19 protein-coding genes and 1 tRNA gene are annotated in these 21,481 nt (G+C 72.5%); 8 read left to right on the forward strand and 12 right to left on the reverse strand.

Annotated elements, in window-relative coordinates; genetic code table 11:
• Window positions 1-11: 11 nt before the first annotated feature.
• Window positions 12-800, reverse strand: a complete 789-nt coding sequence (locus ABZ570_RS26250; protein ID WP_358069032.1) for a DUF3662 and FHA domain-containing protein — start codon at window positions 798-800, stop codon at window positions 12-14.
• Window positions 801-1,009: 209 nt separating this feature from the next.
• Here ABZ570_RS26250 and ABZ570_RS26255 point away from each other — a divergent pair.
• From ABZ570_RS26255 to ABZ570_RS26265, 3 genes are all read left to right on the forward strand, one after another.
• Window positions 1,010-1,095: transfer RNA gene (locus ABZ570_RS26255), tRNA-Leu, on the forward strand.
• A gap of 107 nt (window positions 1,096-1,202) precedes the next feature.
• The gene (locus tag ABZ570_RS26260) at window positions 1,203-2,276 is read left to right on the forward strand and encodes an NAD-dependent epimerase/dehydratase family protein (RefSeq protein ID WP_358068958.1); all 1,074 of its coding nucleotides are present in this window, start codon (window positions 1,203-1,205) and stop codon (window positions 2,274-2,276) included.
• Window positions 2,273-3,079: a WecB/TagA/CpsF family glycosyltransferase gene (locus ABZ570_RS26265; RefSeq protein ID WP_358068961.1), complete on the forward strand. Its 807-nt coding sequence runs from the start codon at window positions 2,273-2,275 to the stop codon at window positions 3,077-3,079. Before ABZ570_RS26260 ends, ABZ570_RS26265 begins: the two co-directional genes overlap by 4 nt.
• A 65-nt stretch (window positions 3,080-3,144) precedes the next feature.
• On the opposite strand, the gene ABZ570_RS26270 is transcribed toward ABZ570_RS26265, so the two are convergent.
• Entirely contained in the window at window positions 3,145-5,154 is a 2,010-nt protein-coding gene (locus ABZ570_RS26270; protein WP_358068964.1) for a S8 family peptidase, read from the reverse strand.
• A gap of 220 nt (window positions 5,155-5,374) precedes the next feature.
• Between ABZ570_RS26270 and ABZ570_RS26275 the strand changes: the two genes are divergently transcribed.
• Window positions 5,375-6,031, forward strand: a complete 657-nt coding sequence (locus ABZ570_RS26275; RefSeq protein WP_358068967.1) for a hypothetical protein — start codon at window positions 5,375-5,377, stop codon at window positions 6,029-6,031.
• On the opposite strand, the gene ABZ570_RS26280 is transcribed toward ABZ570_RS26275, so the two are convergent.
• The 3 genes from ABZ570_RS26280 to ABZ570_RS26290 form a co-directional block, all read right to left on the reverse strand.
• Entirely contained in the window at window positions 5,999-6,400 is a 402-nt protein-coding gene (locus ABZ570_RS26280) for a hypothetical protein (protein ID WP_358068970.1), read from the reverse strand. The genes ABZ570_RS26275 and ABZ570_RS26280 overlap by 33 nt on opposite strands.
• 176 nt (window positions 6,401-6,576) lie before the next feature.
• Window positions 6,577-6,798 carry a DUF397 domain-containing protein gene (locus tag ABZ570_RS26285; protein WP_358068973.1) on the reverse strand — a complete coding sequence of 74 codons (222 nt, stop codon included), beginning with the start codon at window positions 6,796-6,798 and terminating at the stop codon, window positions 6,577-6,579.
• Entirely contained in the window at window positions 6,768-7,649 is an 882-nt protein-coding gene (locus ABZ570_RS26290; RefSeq protein ID WP_358068976.1) for a helix-turn-helix transcriptional regulator, read from the reverse strand. Before ABZ570_RS26290 ends, ABZ570_RS26285 begins: the two co-directional genes overlap by 31 nt.
• 628 nt (window positions 7,650-8,277) lie before the next feature.
• Between ABZ570_RS26290 and ABZ570_RS26295 the strand changes: the two genes are divergently transcribed.
• Both ABZ570_RS26295 and ABZ570_RS26300 read left to right on the forward strand, forming a co-directional pair.
• Complete coding sequence (locus tag ABZ570_RS26295) at window positions 8,278-8,562, forward strand: hypothetical protein (RefSeq protein WP_358068979.1); 285 nt, start codon at window positions 8,278-8,280, stop codon at window positions 8,560-8,562.
• 99 nt (window positions 8,563-8,661) lie between these two features.
• A complete protein-coding gene (locus tag ABZ570_RS26300) occupies window positions 8,662-9,105 on the forward strand; it encodes a hypothetical protein (protein WP_358068982.1) in 444 nt (147 codons plus the stop codon).
• A gap of 3 nt (window positions 9,106-9,108) precedes the next feature.
• Here the strand turns inward: ABZ570_RS26300 and ABZ570_RS26305 are convergent, their stop codons facing one another.
• Both ABZ570_RS26305 and ABZ570_RS26310 read right to left on the reverse strand, forming a co-directional pair.
• Window positions 9,109-9,864, reverse strand: coding sequence for a PASTA domain-containing protein (locus tag ABZ570_RS26305; protein WP_358068985.1), 756 nt, complete (start codon window positions 9,862-9,864; stop codon window positions 9,109-9,111).
• Window positions 9,865-9,965: 101 nt separating this feature from the next.
• On the reverse strand, window positions 9,966-10,655 hold the full coding sequence (locus ABZ570_RS26310) for a PASTA domain-containing protein (RefSeq protein WP_358068988.1): 690 nt from the start codon (window positions 10,653-10,655) through the stop codon (window positions 9,966-9,968).
• A gap of 115 nt (window positions 10,656-10,770) precedes the next feature.
• Between ABZ570_RS26310 and ABZ570_RS26315 the strand changes: the two genes are divergently transcribed.
• Window positions 10,771-12,210, forward strand: coding sequence for a hypothetical protein (locus ABZ570_RS26315; protein WP_358068991.1), 1,440 nt, complete (start codon window positions 10,771-10,773; stop codon window positions 12,208-12,210).
• Between the two features lie 162 nt (window positions 12,211-12,372).
• On the opposite strand, the gene ABZ570_RS26320 is transcribed toward ABZ570_RS26315, so the two are convergent.
• Both ABZ570_RS26320 and ABZ570_RS26325 read right to left on the reverse strand, forming a co-directional pair.
• Entirely contained in the window at window positions 12,373-13,851 is a 1,479-nt protein-coding gene (locus ABZ570_RS26320) for a glutamate--cysteine ligase (RefSeq protein ID WP_358068994.1), read from the reverse strand.
• A gap of 250 nt (window positions 13,852-14,101) precedes the next feature.
• Window positions 14,102-14,683, reverse strand: coding sequence for a YceI family protein (locus ABZ570_RS26325; protein ID WP_358068997.1), 582 nt, complete (start codon window positions 14,681-14,683; stop codon window positions 14,102-14,104).
• A 101-nt stretch (window positions 14,684-14,784) separates the two neighbouring features.
• Here ABZ570_RS26325 and ABZ570_RS26330 point away from each other — a divergent pair, with 101 nt between their 5' ends.
• Window positions 14,785-15,294: a MarR family transcriptional regulator gene (locus ABZ570_RS26330; RefSeq protein WP_358069000.1), complete on the forward strand. Its 510-nt coding sequence runs from the start codon at window positions 14,785-14,787 to the stop codon at window positions 15,292-15,294.
• A 367-nt stretch (window positions 15,295-15,661) separates the two neighbouring features.
• Here the strand turns inward: ABZ570_RS26330 and ABZ570_RS26335 are convergent, their stop codons facing one another.
• The 3 genes from ABZ570_RS26335 to ABZ570_RS26345 form a co-directional block, all read right to left on the reverse strand.
• A complete protein-coding gene (locus ABZ570_RS26335) occupies window positions 15,662-18,388 on the reverse strand; it encodes a helix-turn-helix domain-containing protein (protein ID WP_358069003.1) in 2,727 nt (908 codons plus the stop codon).
• Between the two features lie 156 nt (window positions 18,389-18,544).
• Entirely contained in the window at window positions 18,545-19,693 is a 1,149-nt protein-coding gene (locus ABZ570_RS26340) for an acyl-CoA dehydrogenase family protein (protein WP_358069006.1), read from the reverse strand.
• A gap of 81 nt (window positions 19,694-19,774) precedes the next feature.
• Window positions 19,775-21,307 (reverse strand): acyl-CoA carboxylase subunit beta, encoded by a 1,533-nt coding sequence (locus ABZ570_RS26345; RefSeq protein WP_358069009.1) that lies wholly within the window; start codon window positions 21,305-21,307, stop codon window positions 19,775-19,777.
• Window positions 21,308-21,481 lie beyond the last annotated feature (174 nt).

Genomic DNA, 21,481 nt, shown 5'->3' on the forward strand with positions numbered 1-21,481 from the left:
GGCAACGCTGGTCAGCCGTCCACGCGGAAGGTCAGGGTGGTGGTGCCGAGCTGGATCATGTCGCCCGGGTTGAGGGCGACGGCGGACACGCGCTGGCCGTTGACCATGGTGCCGTTGGTGGAGCCGAGGTCGGTCAGCACGACCTGGCCGCCGTCGAAGTCCAGTCGGGCGTGTCGGCGGGAGATGCCGACGTCGGGCAGGCGCAGGTTGGCCTGGTCACCGCGACCGATCACGGTCGAGCCCATCTGAAGGGGGTAGGTGCGGCCGTCACCGGAGACCAGCCGCACGTTGCGGCCGCCGCCGTGCCCGGGGGGCGGGCCGTAGCCGCCGCCCTGGTCGTAGGACGGGTACGCCGGGCCGGCGTCGTAACCTCCGGGCGCGGAGACCGGGGCGACCTCGCCGCCGGTGTAGACCTCCGCGGTGACCCGGAACATGCCGGTGTCGAGGCCCTCGCCGCGCTCGACCTCGACGATGACGTCGCCGTACACCGTCCAGGCCTGCTCGCCGATGAACTCCGCCTGCGACTGGGCCAACTCCTGGGCCAGCGCGGCGGCGTAGGGCGCCAGCCGACTGTGGTCGTACGGCGAGAGATCGATCACGTAGCGGTTGGGCACCAACGTCCGCCCACCGGCCAGGATCGCCTTGTGCGCCTCGGCCTCCCGCTGCATGGCGTTGAGGATCTCCACGGGGTGGACCACCCCTTTGAAGACCTTGGCGAAGGCCCCCTCTACCAGGCCTTCCAGACGCTTCTCGAAGCGTTGCAGCACGCTCACCGGCTCCTCCTCGGGTCCCGAGGCAATGATGGTATCCGGACACCGCCTCCGCAGCTCACACGCCGCTCGGCCGGCCGCCGGCGGCCCGTTCGTGGGCGGTCCTGCGGCCGTGCTACAGTTTCGTCCGCCACGAACGGTTATCGCTCGTGGCGATGACCGGGAACAGCGTAATATGTTTCGGCCCCCGTTGCAGATGGCGGGCACGGAATGAGATACGGTGTCCCAGGTCAGGCCACGGGGAAGTGGCGGAATGGCAGACGCGCACGGTTCAGGTCCGTGTGCCCGAAAGGGCGTGGGGGTTCAACTCCCCCCTTCCCCACCATGACGAGGGCTCCGCAGGTTGCGGGGCCCTCGCGGCGTATTCGGGGCGTGCTGGACATCACGCTATGCTCCGATGGTTTCCCTGCCCCAATAAGCCAGGAGTGGCGTGTGACTGTCGCGTTGGTGACCGGTTCGGGCGGTCTGATCGGTTCCGAGGCAGCCCGGCACTTCGCCGGCCTCGGGCTCGACGTGGTCGGCATCGACAACGACATGCGGCGGTACTTCTTCGGCGAGGACGGCTCGACCTCCTGGAGCCTGGAGCGGCTCGCCGCCGACCTGGGCGGCGCCTACACCCACTTCTCCGTGGACATCCGGGACCGGGACGGCCTGGAGCAGGTCTTCAAGAAGTACGGCGCGGACATCGCGGTCGTGATCCACAGCGCCGCGCAGCCCAGCCACGACTGGGCCGCCAAGGAGCCGTACACGGACTTCGACGTCAACGCGGGCGGCACCCTCAACATGCTGGAGAACGTCCGCCGGCACGCCATCGACGCGCCCTTCATCCACTGCTCGACCAACAAGGTGTACGGCGACCGCCCGAACAGCCTGCCCCTCGTGGAGTTGGAGACCCGGTACGAGCTGCCGGAGGACCACCCCTATCACCAGGGCATCACCGAGGACATGTCGATCGACGAGTCGCTGCACTCGGTCTTCGGTGCCTCGAAGGTGGCCGCCGACGTGATGGTCCAGGAGTACGGCCGGTACTTCGACATGAAGACCGCCTGCTTCCGGGGCGGCACGCTGACCGGCCCGGCCCACTCGGCGGCCGAGCTGCACGGCTTCCTGGCGTACCTGATGCGCTGCGTGATGGAGGGTCGGACGTACAACCTCTTCGGCTACAAGGGCAAGATGGTCCGGGACGCGATCCACTCCCGGGACGTGCTGACCGCGTTCGAGGCGTTCTTCCGCGCGCCGCGGTCGGCGCAGGTCTACAACCTGGGTGGCGGCCGGCACTCGAACACCTCGCACATCGAGGCGTTCCGGATCGCCGAGGAGATCACCGGCCGGGCAGCGAAGATCAACTATGTGGAGCAGGCGCGGACCGGCGACCACCAGTGGTACGTGAGCAGCATGGCCCGGTTCGAGGAGCACTACCCGGACTGGAAGGTCACCTACGACGTGCCGATGATCCTCCGGGAGATCTACGAGGCCAACGTCGACAAGTGGGTGCCGAAGGCATGACCACCGCCACGAAGCGGAACGTGCTCGGCGTCCTCGTCGACGCGACCGACTACGCCCAGGCGACCGAGGCGGTCGTCTCGGCGGCGCACGAGCGTCGCCCGCTGGCGCTGACCGCGCTGGCGGTGCACGGCGTGATGACCGGGGTGCTCGACCCGGCGCACAACGCCCGGCTCAACTCGTTCGACGTGGTCACCCCGGACGGGCAGCCGGTCCGCTGGGCGCTCAACCTGCTGCACGGCGCCGGTCTCACCGACCGGGTCTACGGCCCCGAGCTGACGCTGCGGGTGCTGTGCCGGTTCGCCGACGAGGGCCTGCCGGTCTATCTGTACGGCTCCACTGAGGAGACCCTGTCCCGGCTGGTGCCGGCGCTGGAGCGGATGTTCCCCGCGCTGAAGATCGCCGGGGTCGAGCCGTCGAAGTTCCGGTCGATGCAGCCGGGCGAGGACGCCGAGATCGCCAACCGGATCAAGGCCAGCGGTGCCCGGCTCGTCCTGGTCGGCCTGGGCTGCCCCCGGCAGGAGGTCTTCGCGTACGTCATGCGGCCGCTGCTGGACATGCCGCTGATGGCGGTCGGCGCCGCGTTCGACTACCACGCCGGGCTGCTGCGCAACCCGCCACCGTGGATGCAGCGGGCGGGGCTGGAGTGGTTCTGGCGGCTCGGCCTGGAGCCGAAGCGGCTCTGGCGCCGCTACGTCATCCTCAACCCGGCCTACCTGGCCCGCCTGGCCGCGCAGAAGACGGGCCTGTGGAAGGCCGTCCCGCCGCCCCCGGCCACCGAGCGCCCGGCCACCTTCGACGTCTGAGGCCACCACGACGTCCGGCGGCCACCGCAGGGGTGACCGCCGGACGCCGGTGGGAAGAGGATGGCTCAGGAGACGTTCACCGCAGTGTCGTCGAGGACGAACGAGGTCTGCAGGGACCAGTCCTCCACGCCGGTGAACTTGATCTGGATGGTCTGCCCGACGTACGCGCCCAGGTTGAACGACTTCTGCGCGTAGCCGGTGTTCTTGTTCAGGTTCGAGTACGTGGCGAGCGTGGCCAGCACCGCGCCGCTGCCGTTGAGCACCTGCACCTTGAGCGTGTCGTACGCGGTGCTGCTGGTGGTCTCGGCGGTGTCGATGTGCAGCCAGAAGCTCAGGGCGTACGACGAGCAGCCGGCCGGCAGGGTCACGGTCTGGGCCAGCGTGTCGGTGCGGCTGGTGCCGTAGCCGTCCAGCCAGGCGTTCCAGGTGCCGGTGCGGGGCGGTTGCCCGGAGGAGCCGTACTGGCCGATCACCCCGGAGCTGGCGGTCCACCCGGTGTTGCCGGACTCGAAGCCCGGGTTGGCGAGCTTCTGGCCGGCGCCCGTGCAGCCACCGGTGCCGGTGACGGTCAGCGAGTAGGTCGCCGTCTTCGTACCCGACGCCGCCGTGCCGGTGACCGTCACCGCGTACGTGCCGGGCGGGGTGCTGCTCGACGTGGTGACGGTGAGCGTGGCGGAGCCGCCGGAGGTCACCGTGGCCGGGTTGAACGAGGCGCTGGCACCGGCCGGCAGCCCGCTCGCGGAGAGGCTGACCGACTGGGCCGAGCCATTGGTGGTGGCGGTGTTGACGGTGGCCGTCACCGAGCCGCCCGGCGCCGTGGAGCCGGAGGTCGGCGACACCGAGACGGAGAAGTCGTTGGTCGGCGGCGGGTTGCCGTCGCCCGTCACGTAGAGCAGCCGGTTCGGGGTGCCGGTGCCCACGTTGGTCACCACGTTCGGGGTGGCGTTGTTGACCAGGCTGTCCCGTACCTGCTGCGGGGTCCACGTCGGATTCGCCGAGAGCACGAGCGCCGCGGCCCCGGCGACGTGCGGCGAGGCCATCGACGTGCCGCTGATCGTGTTCGTCGCCGTGTTGCTGGTGTACCAGGCGGAGGTGATGTTGACGCCCGGCGCCAGGATGTCCACGCAGGTGCCGTAGTTGGAGAAGCTCGCGGCGGCGTCGTTGTTCTGGGTGGCACCGACGGTGATCGCGGGCGCGACCCGGGCCGGGGAGTAGTTGCAGGCGTTCTGCCGGTTGCCGAAGATGTCGCCGTTGCCGGCCGCGACCGCGTAGGTGATGCCGGAGTTGATGGAGTTGGTGACCGCCGTGTCGATCGAACTGTCGGCGGAGCCGCCGAGGCTCATGTTCGCCACCGCCGGCTTGACCGCGTTCGCGGTGACCCAGTCGATGCCGGACACCACCTGCGCGGTGGTGCCGCTGCCCTGGCAGTTGAGCACCCGGACGCCGACGATCTGGACGCCCTTGGCCACCCCGTACGAGGAGCCGCCCACGGTGCCCGCCACGTGCGTACCGTGGCCGTTGCAGTCGTCGGCGGAGCCGCCGTCCACCGCGTCGAAGCCGGAGACCGCCCGGCCGCCGAAGTCGTTGTGCCCGAACAGCACGCCGGTGTCGATGATGTACGCCCGCACGTTGCTGGCCGTGTTCGGGTAGGTGTACGAACTGTTCAGCGGCAGGTTCCGCTGGTCGATCCGGTCCAGGCCCCAGGACGGCGGGTTCGGCTGGGTGCCGGCGATCGACACGGTGCGGTTCTGTTCCACGTACGCCACTGCGGGGTCGGCCGCGATCCGCGCGGCGGCGACCGCGTTGACCTGGACCTCGAAGCCGCGCAGCGCGGTGCGCCAGGTGCGGGCGACGGCCCCGCCGTGCCGGGCGGTCAGCCGCTGCGCCGTCTCGGTGACCCGGTTGGGGGCGACGGCGCTCTCCTTCAACACGACGAGGTAGCTGTCGGCGACCGCGTTGGGGGCACCGGCGTTCCGGATCTCTCCGCTCGCTGGGCTGGCCAGGGCGGGGCTGGCCGCGGCGAGCATGGTCAGGGTGGCTACGCCGACGAATACGGACCTGCGTGGGAGAGCCATCTCCCTACCTCCCTCCGACCGACGCACGGCCGTCCGCCTGGTGAGACACAGGCAGATCGACGTTGGCCGATCAAGCAGAGGCTAGATCACGATTGCCGCACGGTGTACATGTCGAATGCTCAATAACGCCGGTGGGATGGCCCCTACGGGGCGGCGTACGGGACGAACCGGGGTAGCGCCCCGGATTCGGTGAACGTCGAACCGGGCAAGGCTCTGGGGTATGGCCGACCAGCTCACCGTACTGCTTCCCGTCGCCGCCACCTGGGTCGCCGCCGGCATCGTGGCGGACGGACTGCCCCGGTTGGAGCGCGCCCGAGCGCTGCGTCGGCGTACCGGATGGTTGTTCGTCCTGACCCTGACCGGCGTCGTCCTGACGGCGGCCGTCCTGGCCGGGGGTCTGCAGAGCGCCGGGCGGACGGTGGTCGACCGCGCCGCCGCCGGGCTCGCCCTCGCGGCGGTCCCGACGCTGGTCGTCGCGGCCTGCACGGTCCGCCGGGTACGGCGGCTGCGGGCCGGCGCGGGCGCCTTCGCGGCCGCGCCGGAGACCCCGGCCCCGCACGGCCTGCGGGCCGCTGCGGCGCACCCGCTGATCGGGCTGCCGATCCAGGTGACCGCCCTCGCGGTGCTGCCCGCCGTGATCTCGGCGGCGGGCGTCGACCTGCTCGCGGCGCCGGCCGTGGCCGGCCCGGCCATAACCGTCGGCGTGCTCGGCGTCATCGCGATCGGGGTACGCCACGCGCTGCGGCACAACCGGCTCGCCGAGCGCGCCATGCCGCCGGCAGCCCCGGTGCCGATGCGGCCGCCGGCGGCCCCGGCGCCGATTCAGCCGCCGGCCGCCCCGGTGTCAGCGCGAGCGGCCGGTCCCCTGCACGTATAGCAGTTCGAGGATCGCCCGGGTCGCCTCGAACCAGCGGTCCAGCCAGCCGGGTGGCGGCACGCTCCCCCTCGGCGGCAACTCCATCAGCAGGCCACGCAGCAGCGGGTGGTCCGCCAGGGAGTCGTTCTGCTCCACCGACCAGCCGGACGGCGGGAACGACGGCTCGGTGAGCGGATTGGGATCCAGGGACGGCAGGGTGAGCGGCGGGGAGGCCGGCTCCGCGTCGGTCGCGTCCCGGCTGCCGATCTCGGTGTCGGTGGAGACCACCTCGGTGAGGACCGTGTCCCGGCGGGCGCCGCGGTACTTGCCGCCGAACCGCTCCGGCTTGCCCGGGCCGTTGGTGAGATTCTCTGAACCGATCGTCGTCATCCGTCTCGCCTGCCTCGTTCGGTTGCCGATCCGTGCGGTTCAACGAGGCGGAACGGAAGTGGCGACGGGTGGGCGCGGGACGCCCAGCCCGAGCGCCTCACCGCGAGCACCCCGGAACAGGAAGGTCCCGCCCGGCCAGAATGCCGGGCGGGACCACACAAGTCCGGGTCGCCGGATCAGCCCCGGACGAACGCACCAGCCCGGGCGCCGGTCACGAAAGCGTGCCAGTCACCTGGGGCGAAGATCAGGGCAGGGCCCGCCTTGTCCTTCGAATCCCGGACGCCGACCGTCCCGGTCACGTACGCGACCTCCACGCAGTTGTCACAGTTCGGCCCGCTCTTCGAGCTCTTGAACCAGGTCGCCTGCGTCAGGTCCACGGGGAACTTCTTGGTCGCCATTTCCACAACGGCTCCTCTGCCAGTTTTGCGATGTGAGCGATGGATTCCTCAGGGCGAATGGCCGCTGCTCGAATGTGATCGAAGATGAAGCTGTACTTCTGCAGTTCGTCGCTCTTCTCGAGGAAGAGCCCACCCGTGGCGTTCTCCGCGTACACGACATCGGGATCACTCGGTTCGGGGAAGCTGAGGATCGTGAAGGTCCCGTCCATGCCGGCGTGCGCGCCCACCTCGAAGGGCAGGACCTGCAACGTCACGTTCGGCAGTTCGGCCACCTCCGCCAGCCGTCTGAGCTGGTCACGCATCACCACGTCACCGCCAACCGGCCGGCTCAGCACCGCCTCATCGAGCACCACCCACAGATCGACCGGATCGTCCTGTGTCAGCAACGACTGACGACCGAGGCGGACACGGACACGTTGTGCGACCTGCTCGGCACTGAAGTCGGGCCGAGCGGCGCGGATCATCGCGCTCGCGTACTCCTCGGTCTCCAGCAGCCCCGGCACGACCTGTTGCTCGTACGCCCGGATCGAGCTGGCCGCCGCCTCCAGCCCCACGTACGCCCCGACCAGCACCGTGCTGTACGGATGCCACCAGCCCTTCTGCCGGGCCTCGCGGGCGATCTGCACCAGCTCGTCGCTCTCGGCACCGACCACCCCGTAGATGCGGAGCATGTCCCGCACGTCCCGGGGGGTGGCGCTGGTCTGGCCGGTCTCGATGCGGGAGATCTTGGAGGCCGAGCACTCCAGCTGCTCGGCCACCACTTCGATGGTGATGCCGGCAGCCTCCCGCTGGCGGCGGAGTTCCGCCCCCAGGCGTCGACGCCGGATGGTGGGACTGCGCCGCTCGCTCACGATGCCGCTCCGCGGGTTGCTGGACGCGGACGACAGCTCCTCGCGCTCACCCGACTACCTCCGGTCGATCGCGCCCGGTTCGACACCCGCCGGGGCGCGGCCGTCGTACGGCGGGCGATCGTTCGCGGCAGGGGGTGGTGCCGGTCGTCGACCGGCCGCGACGGGCGAAACCGGCGTCCAGTGTGCCGTCCCGGTGCCGGAGGCTTCAAGCGTCCCGTTCACGTGTCCTGCTCGCGTATCGGCAAAAGTCGACATGCAACTTGCATGAAGCACGTCCCTGGTGCAGTCTGTCGGTATGGCACGGGTTACTCACCGTCTCCGCACGATCTCTCGACGTGGTGACCCCACGGGGCGTGGGACGGCGGGAGGGGAGCCGTCCCGCGCCCCGCGACCTGCCCCGGGCTGAAGGCCCCGCCGCTGCACGCCAGCGTGGCTGCGGCGGTGGGAGCGGTAACCGGGAGCAGCCGGGTGTTGGTCGGGTGGCGACCCGCGACCGCGGGTACGGCCCGACCACCACCGAACAACCTGATCAGCGGTCCACGACGCGAGACCCCCGTCACCGGGCCGAACTGTCCCCCGATCAGCCTCCGCCGGCTCGCCCGCCGGCCGATCCTTTTCAGGAGCCCATGTGCTTCCCCGCTCCGGTGACGTACTGCACGTGACTCGCGCGGCGAGTGTCCAGTTCCTCCGACCGATCAAGTTCCGGGTGATCCGGGTGCTCGACTGGCCGACCTACGACGGTTGGCTCTGGCTCGACGGCTACGAGTTGAACGCGGCGGGGGACGCGGTCAGCCGACGGTCGATCTTCGTACAGCAGGCAGGGCTGCGGCAGCTGCAGGGCGCTCCGGCACCGCGTCAGCACACCGTCCGGGCCCGGCGTCCGGTCGTCCGGACCCCGGTCCGAGTGGGCTGACCCCGCGATTACCAGGGCCGGGGCCGGGCCGCCGCCATAGAATCGGTACGCCCACCCCGGCACGTCTCCACCCCGCGCGTCCCAGACCCTGAACCTGGGATGGTCATGGTCAATCTGCCCGCCGCGCGGCGGCACCACCGGTCCCCTGTCGGCTACGCCTTCGGGCTGATCGCGCTTCTCGGCGCCGCGGCCGCACTCATGCTCGTCGTCCGCCACCCGGCCTTCTCGGCCACGGAACAGTTGACCGAGCCGGTACCGGCTCCCGAGATCACCGTGGCGGGGAAGGACCCGCAGTCGGCCGACCCGGAGGACGAAGCCGGCTGGGCCGGTACGCCGGGCGCCGGCGCCCTCGGCAACGAGGTCAACGCGCCGCCCACCCGGGACCAGGCGGGCGGCGGCGCCGGGGAGGAAGCGCTGGCCGGCGGCGCCGGCGTACGGGACACGACGGACCTCACCCGGTCGCTGTTCTACTCCGGGCTGCTGGGCCTCGCCATCTCGCTGGCCGGGCTGGGACTGGTCGGGACCAGACGCCGGCAGTGGTGACGGTCAGGGGGTCGGCGTCGCCGTCGGGCCCGGCGTCACGCTGCTCGCCCCGGTCGCCGGCGCCGCCTCGGCCACCACGATCGTGACCTGCCGTCCCGCGGCGATCGGCTCGCCGGCGGCCGGATCGGTTTCGATCACCGTGCCGGGCGGTTGCCCCGACGCCCGCCGCTGCACCTGGTACGGCACGTCCAGCCGGTCGAGAGCCGCCCGGGCAGCGGCCTCCGGCAGCCCCACCAGCGGCGGCATCGGCCCGCGGACGGCGGCCGTCGTGGCCGGCGGGGTGCTCGGCGGGGTGCTCGGCGCGGTGGCCGGCGGCGAGGTGGTCGGCGCGGTGGTGGTCGCCGGGACGCTGGTCTCCGGGGTGCTGCTCGGCACGGCCGAGGGTACGGGAGGCGACCCCGGGTCCCGCTCCGCGGCGCCCAGCGCGAGCCAGACCCCCAGGCCGATCAACGCGACCAGCGCCAGCGCGAGAATGCCCAGCAGGATCGGCATCCACCAACGGCGACCGGCCTGCTCCTCGGTGTACCACTCGGCCTCGGCGCCGCCGACCGGTCGCGAGGGGGGCACCCCCGCCCGCCCGGACCAGGCCGGCGGGACGGCCGGTTGGCGGACGGTCTGACTGGCGGGCCACGGCTGGGCCACGGTGTCCCCGGTATCCCGGGCCAGCGGACGGGTGGCCTCGTCGTCCCCGATGTCCCGGGCCAGCGGACGGGTCGCGTCGTCGTCCCCGGCGGGTGGCTCCTGACGGTCGTCGCTCATCGCACGTCCTCTCCCCACCCGGGACGGGCGCCCTGGCCCTCGACCGTCCACGGTAGCGGTCGGGCCGGGCATCGGCAGGTATCAGCGCGGCGAGCCGTTGGTCAGGGCTGCCCGGGCGGCTGGTCCGGAGAATCGGTCGAAGGCTCGTCGCCGCAGGTCAGGGCAACCTGATCGTTCCATCGGGCGGTCGCGCCACCGACCGGGTCCTGAGCGGTGACCGGGCCCCGGCGGCCGGTGCGGTAGCCCGGGTAGAGCCCGGCGGCGACCAGGTCGTCGGCGGCGTCGCCGCAGTCCTGCGCGATCAGATCCGGCACGGAGACAGCCGGCGCCGGTCCGGCGACCCAGAGCGTGACCGTGGTGCCGCGGCGGACCGGCGTACCGGGCGCCGGGGAGGCGCGCTGGACGTTCCGGCCCGAGCCGGTGCCGAAGACGAGCCGCCAGCCGAGCTTGCGGTCGCGCAGTTCCTGCCGGGCCCGCTCGAAGTCGGTGCCCACCACCTCGGGAACGGTGAGCCCAGCCGGGGTGGTGGTCCGCGCGCCGGTCGGACGCTGCCGCGGTGTGCCGCTCGACGCGTCGGTCGGCGTACCGTCGCTGGTCGGCGGCTGCGCGGGGACGCTGGCGACCGGCTGGGTGGGCGGCTCCGCATCGCCGGCGAGGACCCAGCCCCCACTCGCCCCGATCACCGCCAACAGGACCGCCGCGAGGCCGCCACCCAGGAGCATCCTCGTCCGGTCCGGCCCCGGGTCGTCGCCCAGCCCGGGCTGCCGGTCCGGGTACCCGTCGTCCGTCATCGCCTCCACCCGCCTCTGTCATCGGCGACCGTATCCGGTGCCGCCCAACCCGTGGCGCGACCGCTCGCTCTCATACGACTCGCCGCGCCGACCCTGGGACGCTACGCTGCCCGGCATGGCCAGACGGGGCTGGGGAGCATCGATCGCCGCCGCGCTCGGCGTCGCCGCCGGTACGGGCGCCGCGCAACTGGGCTTCGGCTACGGACTGGGCATCATCAACTGGGCACCGGCCGGTGCCGTCCGGGTCGAGGCGGCCTGGGTGGCGAGCCTCGCCTGGGCCACCTGGATCTCCGCCACCTCGGTGGTCGCCGGCGCGGTCTGTGCCCAGCGGCTGCGGGGCGGGGGCCACAACGAGCCGGGTGCCCCGTTGCGGGCCCTGGGCCTGGCGGTCGGCGCCATGGTCGGCGCCCTGATCACCGTGCTGCTGGTCGCCGTGCCGGCCCGGGCGGCGCGGGTGCCGGACACGTCCGCGCCGCAGAGCGTCGCCGCCGGGTACGCAACCGTCGGGCTGCTGCTCGGGCTGCTCCTGGCGATCTGGGCGCTGCACACCCGGGCGGTCGCCAGCAACCTCGTCGCCACCACGTGCTGGCTCTGGCTGCTCGCCGTGGTGTCGGTGGTCGACGGGGTGCTCTCCGGCCGCGGGCTGACCGCCGCCCAGCTCGGCATCTGGCAGATCAGCGCGGACAGCGACCGGTTCTGGATCCGCGACTACTTCTACTGGCCCGGCGCGCTGCTCTCGCTGGGCGCCGCCCTGGTGATCGGCGCGTGGGCGGCCCGGCGTACCGCCCGGCTGGCGGAGCGGCGGGTCGGGACGGCGGCCTCCGGGGCGGCCGGACCGCTCCTCGTCGCGCTGGCCTACCTGCTGGCCGTGCCGAGGCTCGCGACAATCGCCGCCGAGCAGCTGTCGGCCCACCTGATCGCCCCGTACGCGGTGATCGCCGGGGTCGGGGGCTCGGTGCTGGTGGCCGCGCTCGCCCAGCGGGCCGAACACCGGGCCGCCCGGCGGGCCGAGGTGTCCCTGCCGCGCCAGCGCACCGGCGAGCCCGACCCCGCCACCGCCGACATCGACCGGCCGGCCGTCGAAGCGGCGGCGCCCGGCGGGCAACGCGCCGTCGACGTGGCGGCGCCCGGCGGGGAACGCGCCGTCGAGGTGGCCGCGGTCGCCGGGCGGCCCACCACCCTGACCGGTGGGTCGGCCGCGCCGGCCGTCGCCGACCCCGACGCGCGGGACGGACGGCCGAACCGGTCCCCGGAGGAGACGGCGGCGCCCGACCCGGCCAAGACCCGCCGGGGCCGGGCCACACCGCCTCAGCGCACGCCGGCCTCCGCCGGGGGCGCGAGCCTCCCCACCTCCTCCGCCGACGACACCGGGACGCAGCCGCCGGCCCGGAGTGCCGCCGCCGGTACGGCGACGGAAGCCCGGACCGCGGACCGCCCGGCACCCGGCGGCCTGGAACCCGGCGGCTCGACGGTGGATGCGCCGACCGACAGCACCGCGACGGACGCCCCGGGCGACGGCGGGACCAAGCCGAAGGGCCGCCGCCGCAGCCGCTGACCCGAGCGGCCTACGCCCACTTCCCGGGGCGGCCACCACACGACGCACGCCCGCTTTCGCCCGGGCACCGCGGCGGCGCACGCCCACTTCCCGCGTGGCCACCGCGACCGTCCGGCGGTGCCGGCGACGTCGGGCTGGGCACAGCACTCCGGCGTCGGCGGGTCAGTCCACCGGCCAGGTGTGCACGGGCTCGTTGCTGCGCTGGAGCTCTGCGTAACGCCGAAGCATGTGGTGCAGGGCGGCGTCCCGGTTCATGCCCCGGTGCCGCTCGGCCGCCCAGACCGCCTCGGCCTGCCAGGCCGCGCCGTTTCGGCCGGTACGACAGCGCTGCTCGATGACGCCGAGGAGGCGGTCCCGCTCGGCCGGGGCGACGCCGAAGCCGTCCAGCCCCTGCGCCGCCCTGGGCAGCAGGACGTCGAGGACGAGCTTGGCCACGGGCACCTCCCCGAGCCGGGGCCAGTGCAGCACGGCCTCCATGCCCCGGCGGGCGGCGGCATGGAAGTTCTCCTCGGCGGAACTGAAGGTGAGCTGGCTCCAGATGGGACGGTCGGCCTCGGCGAGGGACCGGGCGAGCCCGAAGTAGAAGGCCGCGTTGGCCAGCATGTCCACCACCGTCGGCCCGGCGGGGAGCACCCGGTTCTCCACCCGTAGGTGCGGACGGCCATCCATGATGTCGTAGACCGGCCGGTTCCAGCGGTAGACCGTGCCGTTGTGCAGCCGTAGCTCGGCCAGCTCGGGCACCCCGCCGGCGTGCAGCACCTCGACCGGGTCCTCGTCCTCCACGATCGGCAGCAGCGGCGGGAAGTAGCGGACGTTCTCCTCGAAGAGGTCGAAGATCGAGGTGATCCAGCGTTCCCCGAACCACACCCGGGGGCGTACGCCCTGGGCCTTGAGCTCGTCCGGGCGGGTGTCGGTGGCCTGCTCGAACAGCGCGATCCGAGTCTCCGCCCAGAGCTGCCGGCCGTACAGGAACGGCGAGTTCGCGCCCACCGCGACCTGGGGGCCGGCGATGGCCTGGGACGCGTTCCAGTAGTCGGCGAAACTGTCCGGCGCGACCTGGAGGTGGAACTGGAGGCTGGTGCAGGCGGCCTCCGGGGCGATCGAGTCGTTGTGCGTCTGGAGCCGTTCGACGCCGCGGATGTCCAGCTCGAAGTCCTCGCCCCGCGCGCCGACGATCTGGTCGTTGAGCGCCCGGTAGCGCTCGTTGGTGGTGAGGTTGTCGGCGATCAGGTGCCGCTCGGTGAGCGTGGGCAGGATGCCGACCAGCACGATCTGGGCGTCCGACCGGGCGGCCCGCTGGTCGGCACGGGCCAGGCTGTCGCGCAGGTCCCGCTCGTAGTCGGTGAACCCGGTGCCCTCGATGAGCCGGGGCGGGGCGTTCAGCTCCAGGTTGAACTGGCCCAGCTCGGCCTGGAAGAGCGGATCGGCGATGTCGGCGAGGATCTGGTCGTTCCGCATGGCCGGCTCGGCCGCGGAGTCGACCAGGTTCAGCTCGATCTCCAGGCCGGTCATCGGGCGGTCGGCGTCGAAGCCGAAGTCGTCCAGCATCAGCGCGAAGACATCCAGGCATCGTCGGACCTTCTGCCGGTAGCGGACCCGGTCCTCCCGGGAGAAGGCGCCCTGCTCGACGTCTCTGCCCATGTGTCCTCCCGGCGCGTGGCGCGACGGAACCGTACCCGTTCCGGAACGCATTGTGAACCATTCACGTTAATTGCGACCGGGCCAGCGGAACCAGGGGCTCGGCGCAGGTCTGCACTCCTACCCAGCCAGCTCGCCGCGCACCCGCCGTTCCACGGGCTCGAGACGTGACGGATCACACCTGGTCCGGGTACGACGAACGGGCCCGCGCCGTCGGCGACGGCACGGGCCCGCGGGATTCGTACGGTGGGGGTCAGGCCTGGCGGATGGCCTCGCCCTCGATCTCGATCTTGATCTTCTTGCCGACCAGGACGCCACCGGTCTCCAGGGCGACGTTCCAGGTCAGGCCGAATTCCTCGCGGTCGATCTCGGTGCTGGCGGAGAAGCCGAAGATGTCCTGGCCGAACGGGCTGCGGCCGACACCCTCGAACTCGACCTCCAGCTCGACCGGGCGAGTGACGTCCTTCACGGTCAGCTCGCCGGTGAGGACGAACTCGTTGCCGTCGCGGGACTTCACGCCCGTGCTGCGGAACTCCAGCGTCGGGAACTTCTCGACGTCGAGGAACTCGGGGCTGCGCAGGTGGGCGTCGCGGTCGGCCTGGGCGGTGTTGATGCTGGCTGCCTGGATCGTGGCGGTCACGGAGGACTGCATCGGGTCCTCCGCGACGGTGATCGTGGCGCTCGCCTCGGCGAACTCACCGCGCACCTTGCTGACCATCATGTGCCGCGCGACGAACCCGACCCGCTTGTGCGCCGCGTCCAGCTGGTAGGTGCCGGCAGCCGGGATGGTGAGACCGTCCCACTCGCGGGTAACCGTTTCGGTGCTGCTGGTCATGGTGCTGTCCTCCAGAGGAGATTGTTTAGTAACCCAACGACTGACTGAGCAACTATAGGCACGGCAATATTCCCTGTGTCAAGTACTGCTAGGATGGCGTCGTGGACCAGAACGTGTTCGACGATCCCCGGATCACCGCCGTCGGCCTCCTCGTCGAGGCGCACGCCGGGCTGTCGGCCCGGTTCGCCGCCCAACTCGAGGAGCACGGCCTCTCCGCAGTCGAGTTCGAGGTGCTCACCCGCCTCGCCCGCTCGCCCGGCAGACAGCTGAGGATGACCGACCTCGCCGCCCAGACCTCCCTCTCCACCAGCGGGGTGACCCGGGTCGTCGACCGGATGGAGCGCGACGGGTTGATCCGCCGGCGGGCCTGCCCGTCCGACCGGCGCAGCTCGTACGCGGTGGTCACCGCCGCCGGCCTGGCCCGGCTGGACGAGATCCTGCCCGGGCACCTCCGGATCATCGAGCAGTGGTTCACCGGACAGCTCGAACCGGCCGCCCTGGCGGCGCTCCTCGACGGCCTGCGCCGGGTTCGTGACGCGGTCCACCCGGGAGCAACCGCCGGCAGCACCAGCACCGCCCCGACCGACGAGGCCACCGCCGCCGGCTGCTGAGGCGGCCGACCACCCGCCGAACCTGCTGCCCCCGCTCACCACCGACCAAACCTGCTGCCCCCGCTCACCACCGTCCGCGCGCCGCACCGGCAGAAAGACCGGCAGAACCGGCCGGGGGTGCCAGCAAAGTCCCCCAAAGGCCGACAAATCGCCCAAACTTCAGGGATAGGCTTCTCGTCAAGCGGGGGGGCGCACCGGGGGGTGCCGGCGCGAGCGATGAGCGAGGGGCAGCACCAGGGGGCTTCTTCGCTCGCGCCACCCCCGCTCTTTCACCACCCCGCTCTTTCACCACCTCCGTGGCCCGCCCGCCGGGGCTCCACCACCTTTGTGGCCCGCCGGGTGGCGGCGCCCCGGTGAATCCGGGCAGTCAGCCCTGCCGACCGCGACGAGCCACCAGCGCGTAGAGCAAAGCCTCCTCCCGGGGCAGCAGACTGATTCCCGTGGACCGCCGGGCCCGGTCGAGCCGGTCCAGCACAGCCAGATCGGCCGTGCTCGCCGCCAACCCCACCAGCGCCTCGATCACGTCCCGCCGGTTCCGGCCGTCGGTCGCCGCTTCGGCCGCCGCGGCGAACCACTCCGTCGCCAGTTCCCGGTCCCCCCGGTACAGCGCGAGATGGCCCTCGATCAACGCACAGACCGCATCCTCCGGCCGCCCGGTGGGTTCGTCCCCGGCGCCGGGCTGGTCCGCCCCCTCCACGCCGGATCGCTGGCGCTGCCCGGGCACCGTCGGGGTGGGCCGCAGTTCGGCGACCACCGCCAGCGCCTCGACGGACCGCCCGTCCTGGGCGAGCGCCAGCCCGACCATGCCGAGCACCCGCCGGCGCTGCCCCGGGTCGCCCAACTCGGCGAGGGCCGCGGCCACCCGCCGCCCCTGCTCCACGGCGTCGGCGTACCGCCCCTCCAGGCGGGTCACCTCGGCGAGGTTGGCCCGGGCCAGCACCCGCAGCCGTTGCTCACCGGACTGGGCGGCCAGGCGGTCCACGGTGGCCAGCCGCCGCCGCGCCCCGGCCAGGTCCCCCATCCGTACGTCGTGCCAGGTCAGGTACGCCTGGGCAACGGCCATCTCACGTACCCGGCCGTGCCGGGTGGCCAGCTCCAGCACCGCCTGCGCCTGCCGCCGGGCCTCGTCGTGGTCGCCCACGCCGGGCAGCAGCGCAGCGAGCACGGTGCGGGCGGACAGCTCACCGGTGACCTCCCCGGCCTCTCGGAAGGTGGCCAGCGCGGCTCGCGCCGCGGGCAGTTCCTCCGCTCCGGCATCGTGTTCGACGGCCAGTTGAGCAGCCCCGAGCTGCGCCCAGGCCCGCAGCACCGGATCGACGTCGGCGGTACGCGGATCGGCCAGCAACCGGCTCAGCCACCGCCGTCCGGAGACGTCCCGGCCCCGCAGCCGCCACCACCGGGGCAGCGCCGCCGCCAGCCGCAGCGCGGTCACCGGCTCGTCGTCGGCGGCATACGTCAGGGCCGTGGTGATGTCGCTGGTCGCCTCGTCCAACAGGTGCACCGCGGTGGGCAGGTCCGCACCGGCCAGCTTCGGGGCGACGCGGACCACCATCGCGGTGACCACGAGCGCGTGTCGGTGCCGGATCCGGCCCTGCTCGCCCTCCCCGACGGCCTGCTCGGCGGCGAAGTCGCGTACCGCGTCCAGGAGGCGGAACCGGAACGGCCCGTTGCCCCGGACGCTGAGCAGGCCGAGTTCGAGCAGCCGGTCCAGCAGCGGCACGGCGTCCCGGCGCGCGCCGCCGTCGGCGAGCAGGTCCTCGGCCAGTTCCACCGACCAGCGGTTGCGGAACGCGGAGAGCCGGCGCAGCGCCGCCCGTTCCTCCGGCGCGAGCAGCCGGTAGCTGGTCGCCACCGCCTCACGCAGGGTCACCGTGCCGGCCGCTGGGTCGGTGGGTACCCAACCGGGGCGGCGGTCGGTGGCGAGGTCGAGGACGCGGTCGCCGTACCGGTCGAGCAGCTCGGTGACGTCGAGGATCCGCCCGCGCGCGGCCATCAGCTCGATGGCGAGTGGCAGGCCGCCGAGACGACGAACCAGCGCGGCCAGCGCCGGCAGCTCGGCCGGGGCGGGCGGCTCGCGGCGTACCTGCGCGAGCCGGGCGGTGAACAGGGCCGCCGCCGGCCAGCGGGCCAGCTCGGCCGGATCCGCCGGCGCCGCCCCGGCCGGCGGCACGTCGAGCGGCGCCACCGGCCGGACCAGCTCGCCGGAGAGGCCGACCGGGCGCCGGCCGGTCGCCAGCACCCGCAACGTCGGTGCCGCGGCGACCAGCGCCCGCAACGCCTCCGCCACCGGCTCGGGCGCCCGCTCGACCGCGTCCACCACGAGCAGCGCCGGTCGGCCGGCGAGCCGGCCGGCGAGGTCGACGAGCCGGTTCACGCCGAGCACCGCCACCGACGCGGCCAGCACGTCGGCGGCGTCCGAACCCTCACCGACCAGCACCCCGGCGACGCCGGCCGGATGCTCGTCCGCCACCGCGTGCGCGACGGTGAGGGCGAGGGCGGTCTTGCCGACGCCGGCCAGGCCGACCAGGCTCACCAGCGGACGCTCGGCGCTCAGCAGGGCAGCGACCTCGGCCACGTCCCGGTCCCGGCCGATCAGCGGTACCGGCTGCGGCACCGCGATCGGCGTACCGGGTCCGGTGGCGGTGGAACCGGTGACCGGCAGGTGCCGCACCGCCGGGCGCTGCGCATCGGCCGTGAAGTGCCGCGTTTCCGAGCGCGGCGCGTCGACCGTGAGGTGCCGCGTTTCCGAGCGCGACGCGTCGGTCGTGAGGTGCCGCGTTTCCGGGCGCGACGCGTCGACCGGGAAATGCCCCGCCGCCGGGCGCGGCGCGGGCGGGGCCGGCCGGGCCGCGGCGCGGAACTCCTGCCGGGCGTCACCGGTCAGGCCGAGGGCGTCGGCGAGCAGGTCGACGGTGGTGCGCTGGGGGCGCGCGGACCGGCCCCGCTCCAGATCACGGACCGTCCGAACCCCGACGCCGGCCCGGCCGGCCAGCTCGGCCTGGGTGAGCCCGGCTGCGAGCCGGTGCCCACGCAGCAGATCGGGCAAGAGGGTACGACCATCCGGGCTCCGCGAAGGATCATGATCCGGAGTCATGGGCACGAAGAGTACGGATGGGGTGCGACCGTCCACAGCCGATCGTCGGCCAGCCGACCGTCCGGCGCGGATATCCGACAGAGCGCCGATGCCGGAGGCGGTGTTAACGCGGGCCCCCTGCTATACCGGAGGCGTTAACAGGGGGCCCTTCCTTCCTCACATGCCGAGGTCGCGGGCGATGATCATGCGTTGGACCTCACTGGTGCCTTCGCCGATCTCCAGGATCTTCGAGTCCCGCCAGAAGCGGGCCACCGGGTACTCGTTCATGAAGCCGTAGCCGCCGTGGATCTGGGTGGCCTCGCGGGCGTTGTCCACGGCGACGGTGCTGGCGTGCAGCTTGGCGACGGCGGCCTGCCGCTTGAACGGCTCGCCGGCCAGCATCCGCGCGGCGGCGTCGTAGTACGCCAGCCGGGCGGTGTGCGCCCTCGTCTCCATGTCGGCGACCTTGAACTGGATCGCCTGGTAGTTGCCGATCGGCTGGCCGAAGGCGTGGCGCTCCTTCGCGTACTTGATCGACTCGTCGACGCAGCCCTGGGCGAGGCCCACCGCCAGTGCGGCGATGGCGATCCGTCCCTCGTCGAGGATGCGCAGGAACTGCGCGAACCCCCGGCCCCGCTCGCCGAGCAGGTTGGCCGCCGGCACCCGGCAGTCGTCGAAGGTCAGCTCGTGGGTGTCCGAGGCGGTCCAGCCGACCTTGGAGTAGCCGGGCGCGACGTTGAAGCCGGGCGTACCCGACGGGACGATGATGGTGGAGAGCTCCTTCGAGCCGTCCGGTTTCGTCCCGGTGACCGCGGTGACCGTGACCAGCGCGGTGATGTCGGTGCCCGAGTTGGTGATGAACGCCTTCGAGCCGTTGATCACCCACTCGTCGCCGTCCAGGACCGCTCGCGTCTGGGTGCCGGCGGCGTCCGAGCCGGTGCCCGGCTCGGTCAGCCCGAAGCCGGCCAGGGCCTCGCCACTGAGCAGCTTCGGCAGCCACTGCGCCTTCTGCTCGTCCGTGCCGAACCGGTAGATCGGCATCGCGCCGAGGGAGACCGCCGCCTCCAGGGTGATCGCCACGCTGGAGTCGACCCGGGCCAGCTCCTCCAGGGCCAGGCAGAGCGCGAAGTAGTCGCCGCCCATACCGCCGTGTTCCTCGGAGAAGGGCAGGCCGAACAGACCCATCTTGCCCATCTGGCGGACGATCTCGTACGGGAAGGTGTGCTGCTCGTAGTGCTCGGCGATGACCGGTGCCACCACCTCACGGGCGAAGTCCCGCACGCTCTCCCGCAGCGCCTGTTGCTCCTCGCTGAGCCGGAAGTCCATCTGCTCCTCCTGTCTGGATGGGCCGCCGGGCGCTCGTGACGCCGGGACGGGATCGCTGACTCGACCGGGTCGCGGCCGGGGTCAGACGGGGGTGACGCCGTGCCGGCGCCGGGAGAAGTGCCGCTCCTTGCCGCGGGCGGCGGCGAAGCGGCGGACCAGCTCCGCACGCAGCTCGTGCGGCTCGACGATCGCGTCGACCACCAGCTCGCTGGCGAGCCGGACGATGTCGATGTCCCGCTCGTACTCCTCGCGCTTCGCGGTGACGAAGGCGGCCCGCTCGGCCTCGTCCTCGATGGCGGCGATCTTGTTGGCGTAGACCGCGTTGACCGCGGCCTCCGCGCCCATCACCGCGATCTTGGCGGTGGGCAGCGCGATCGTCGCGTCCGGCTCGAAGCCGGGGCCGGCCATCGCGTAGAGGCCGGCGCCGTACGCCTTCCGGACCACCACGCAGATCTTGGGTACGGTCGCCTCGGAGATCGCGGTGATCATCTTGGCACCGTGCCGGATGATGCCCTGCTTCTCCACCGCGCTGCCGACCATGAAGCCGGGCACGTCGGAGAGGAACAGCAGCGGGACGTTGAACGCGTCGCAGAGCTGCACGAAGCGGCTCGCCTTGTCGGCCGAGTCGACGAAGAGCACCCCGCCCTTGAACATCGAGTTGTTGCCGACCACGCCGACGACCTCGCCGTTCAGCCGTCCGAAGCCGATGGTCAGCTCCTTGGCCCAGAGCGCCTGGATCTCGAAGAAGCTGCCCTCGTCGAGCAGGCCCTTGACGTACCGGCGCATGTCGAACGCCTGCCGCTCGCTCGCCGGCACCAGCGCGGCCAGGTCGGCCTTCTCCGGGGCCGGCACCGCCTCGGCGGCCGGCGGCGCCTGGGTCCAGTTCGCCGGCAGGTACGACAGGTAGCGCCGGACCACGTCGAGCGCCTCGGCCTCGGTCTTGCAGAGGAAGTGCCCGACGCCGGACTCGGCGCAGTGCACCTTGGCCCCGCCCATCGCCTCCAGGGTGGTCTTCTCGCCGGTGACCATCTCGACCATCCGGTCGGAGCCGAGGTACATGCTGGCGTTGCCGTCCACCATCGCGACCACGTCGCAGAACGCCGGGATGTACGCCCCGCCCGCCGCGCTGGGCCCGAACAGCGCACAGACCTGCGGGATCGAGCCGGAGGCGCGTACCTGGTTCCAGAAGATCTTCCCGGCGCCGCGCCGGCCGGGGAACAGCTCGACCTGGTCGGTGATCCGGGCCCCGGCCGAGTCGACCAGGTAGACCATCGGCACGCCGGTCGAGTACGCCCGCTCGATGATCCGGATGATCTTTTCGACGGTACGCGCGCCCCAGCTGCCGGCCTTGACCGTGGAGTCGTTCGCCATCAGGCAGACCGGGCGGCCGTCGATGGTGGCCGTGCCGGTGACCACACCGTCGGCCGGGAGCCCCTCGGCCATCGCGTTGGCGTAGAGGCCGTCCTCAACGAAGGAGCCCTCGTCGACCAGGAGGGCGACCCGCTCGCGGGCGAAGAGCTTGCCCTTGGCGGCGTTCGCCGCGTGGTACTTGTCCGCACCACCGGCCTTGGCACGCTTGCGTAGCTGCTCCAGAGCCTCACCGTCGAGCGTCACGCCGACTCCCTCGCCACGCGCGCCTCGTAGCGCGCCCACCGACCTGAACGATCGTTAGGCTAACGCATCCGTGCCCGCCCCGGCGAGCCACCCGCTCTCCCGGCAGTGCTCCAGTGAACGTGATGCCTCAGAGGCATAAATATGCCTCTGAGGCATCACAGTTTCGAGTCGTGT

Origin of the sequence: Micromonospora sp. NPDC007271 (genome assembly GCF_040634005.1) — a bacterium.
Classification (GTDB): Bacteria; Actinomycetota; Actinomycetes; order Mycobacteriales; family Micromonosporaceae; genus Micromonospora.

Bases quoted from the DNA above. Each gene is read 5' to 3' on its own strand.
- ABZ570_RS26265 (WP_358068961.1), top strand. From the start codon at position 2,273: ATGACCACCGCCACGAAGCGGAACGTGCTCGGCGTCCTCGTCGACGCG.
- ABZ570_RS26270 (WP_358068964.1), bottom strand. From the start codon at position 5,154: ATGGCTCTCCCACGCAGGTCCGTATTCGTCGGCGTAGCCACCCTGACC.
- ABZ570_RS26275 (WP_358068967.1), top strand. From the start codon at position 5,375: ATGGCCGACCAGCTCACCGTACTGCTTCCCGTCGCCGCCACCTGGGTC.
- ABZ570_RS26280 (WP_358068970.1), bottom strand. From the start codon at position 6,400: ATGACGACGATCGGTTCAGAGAATCTCACCAACGGCCCGGGCAAGCCG.
- ABZ570_RS26285 (WP_358068973.1), bottom strand. From the start codon at position 6,798: ATGGCGACCAAGAAGTTCCCCGTGGACCTGACGCAGGCGACCTGGTTC.
- ABZ570_RS26300 (WP_358068982.1), top strand. From the start codon at position 8,662: ATGGTCATGGTCAATCTGCCCGCCGCGCGGCGGCACCACCGGTCCCCT.
- ABZ570_RS26305 (WP_358068985.1), bottom strand. From the start codon at position 9,864: ATGAGCGACGACCGTCAGGAGCCACCCGCCGGGGACGACGACGCGACC.
- ABZ570_RS26310 (WP_358068988.1), bottom strand. From the start codon at position 10,655: ATGACGGACGACGGGTACCCGGACCGGCAGCCCGGGCTGGGCGACGAC.
- ABZ570_RS26315 (WP_358068991.1), top strand. From the start codon at position 10,771: ATGGCCAGACGGGGCTGGGGAGCATCGATCGCCGCCGCGCTCGGCGTC.
- ABZ570_RS26320 (WP_358068994.1), bottom strand. From the start codon at position 13,851: ATGGGCAGAGACGTCGAGCAGGGCGCCTTCTCCCGGGAGGACCGGGTC.
- ABZ570_RS26325 (WP_358068997.1), bottom strand. From the start codon at position 14,683: ATGACCAGCAGCACCGAAACGGTTACCCGCGAGTGGGACGGTCTCACC.
- ABZ570_RS26335 (WP_358069003.1), bottom strand. From the start codon at position 18,388: ATGACTCCGGATCATGATCCTTCGCGGAGCCCGGATGGTCGTACCCTC.
- ABZ570_RS26340 (WP_358069006.1), bottom strand. From the start codon at position 19,693: ATGGACTTCCGGCTCAGCGAGGAGCAACAGGCGCTGCGGGAGAGCGTG.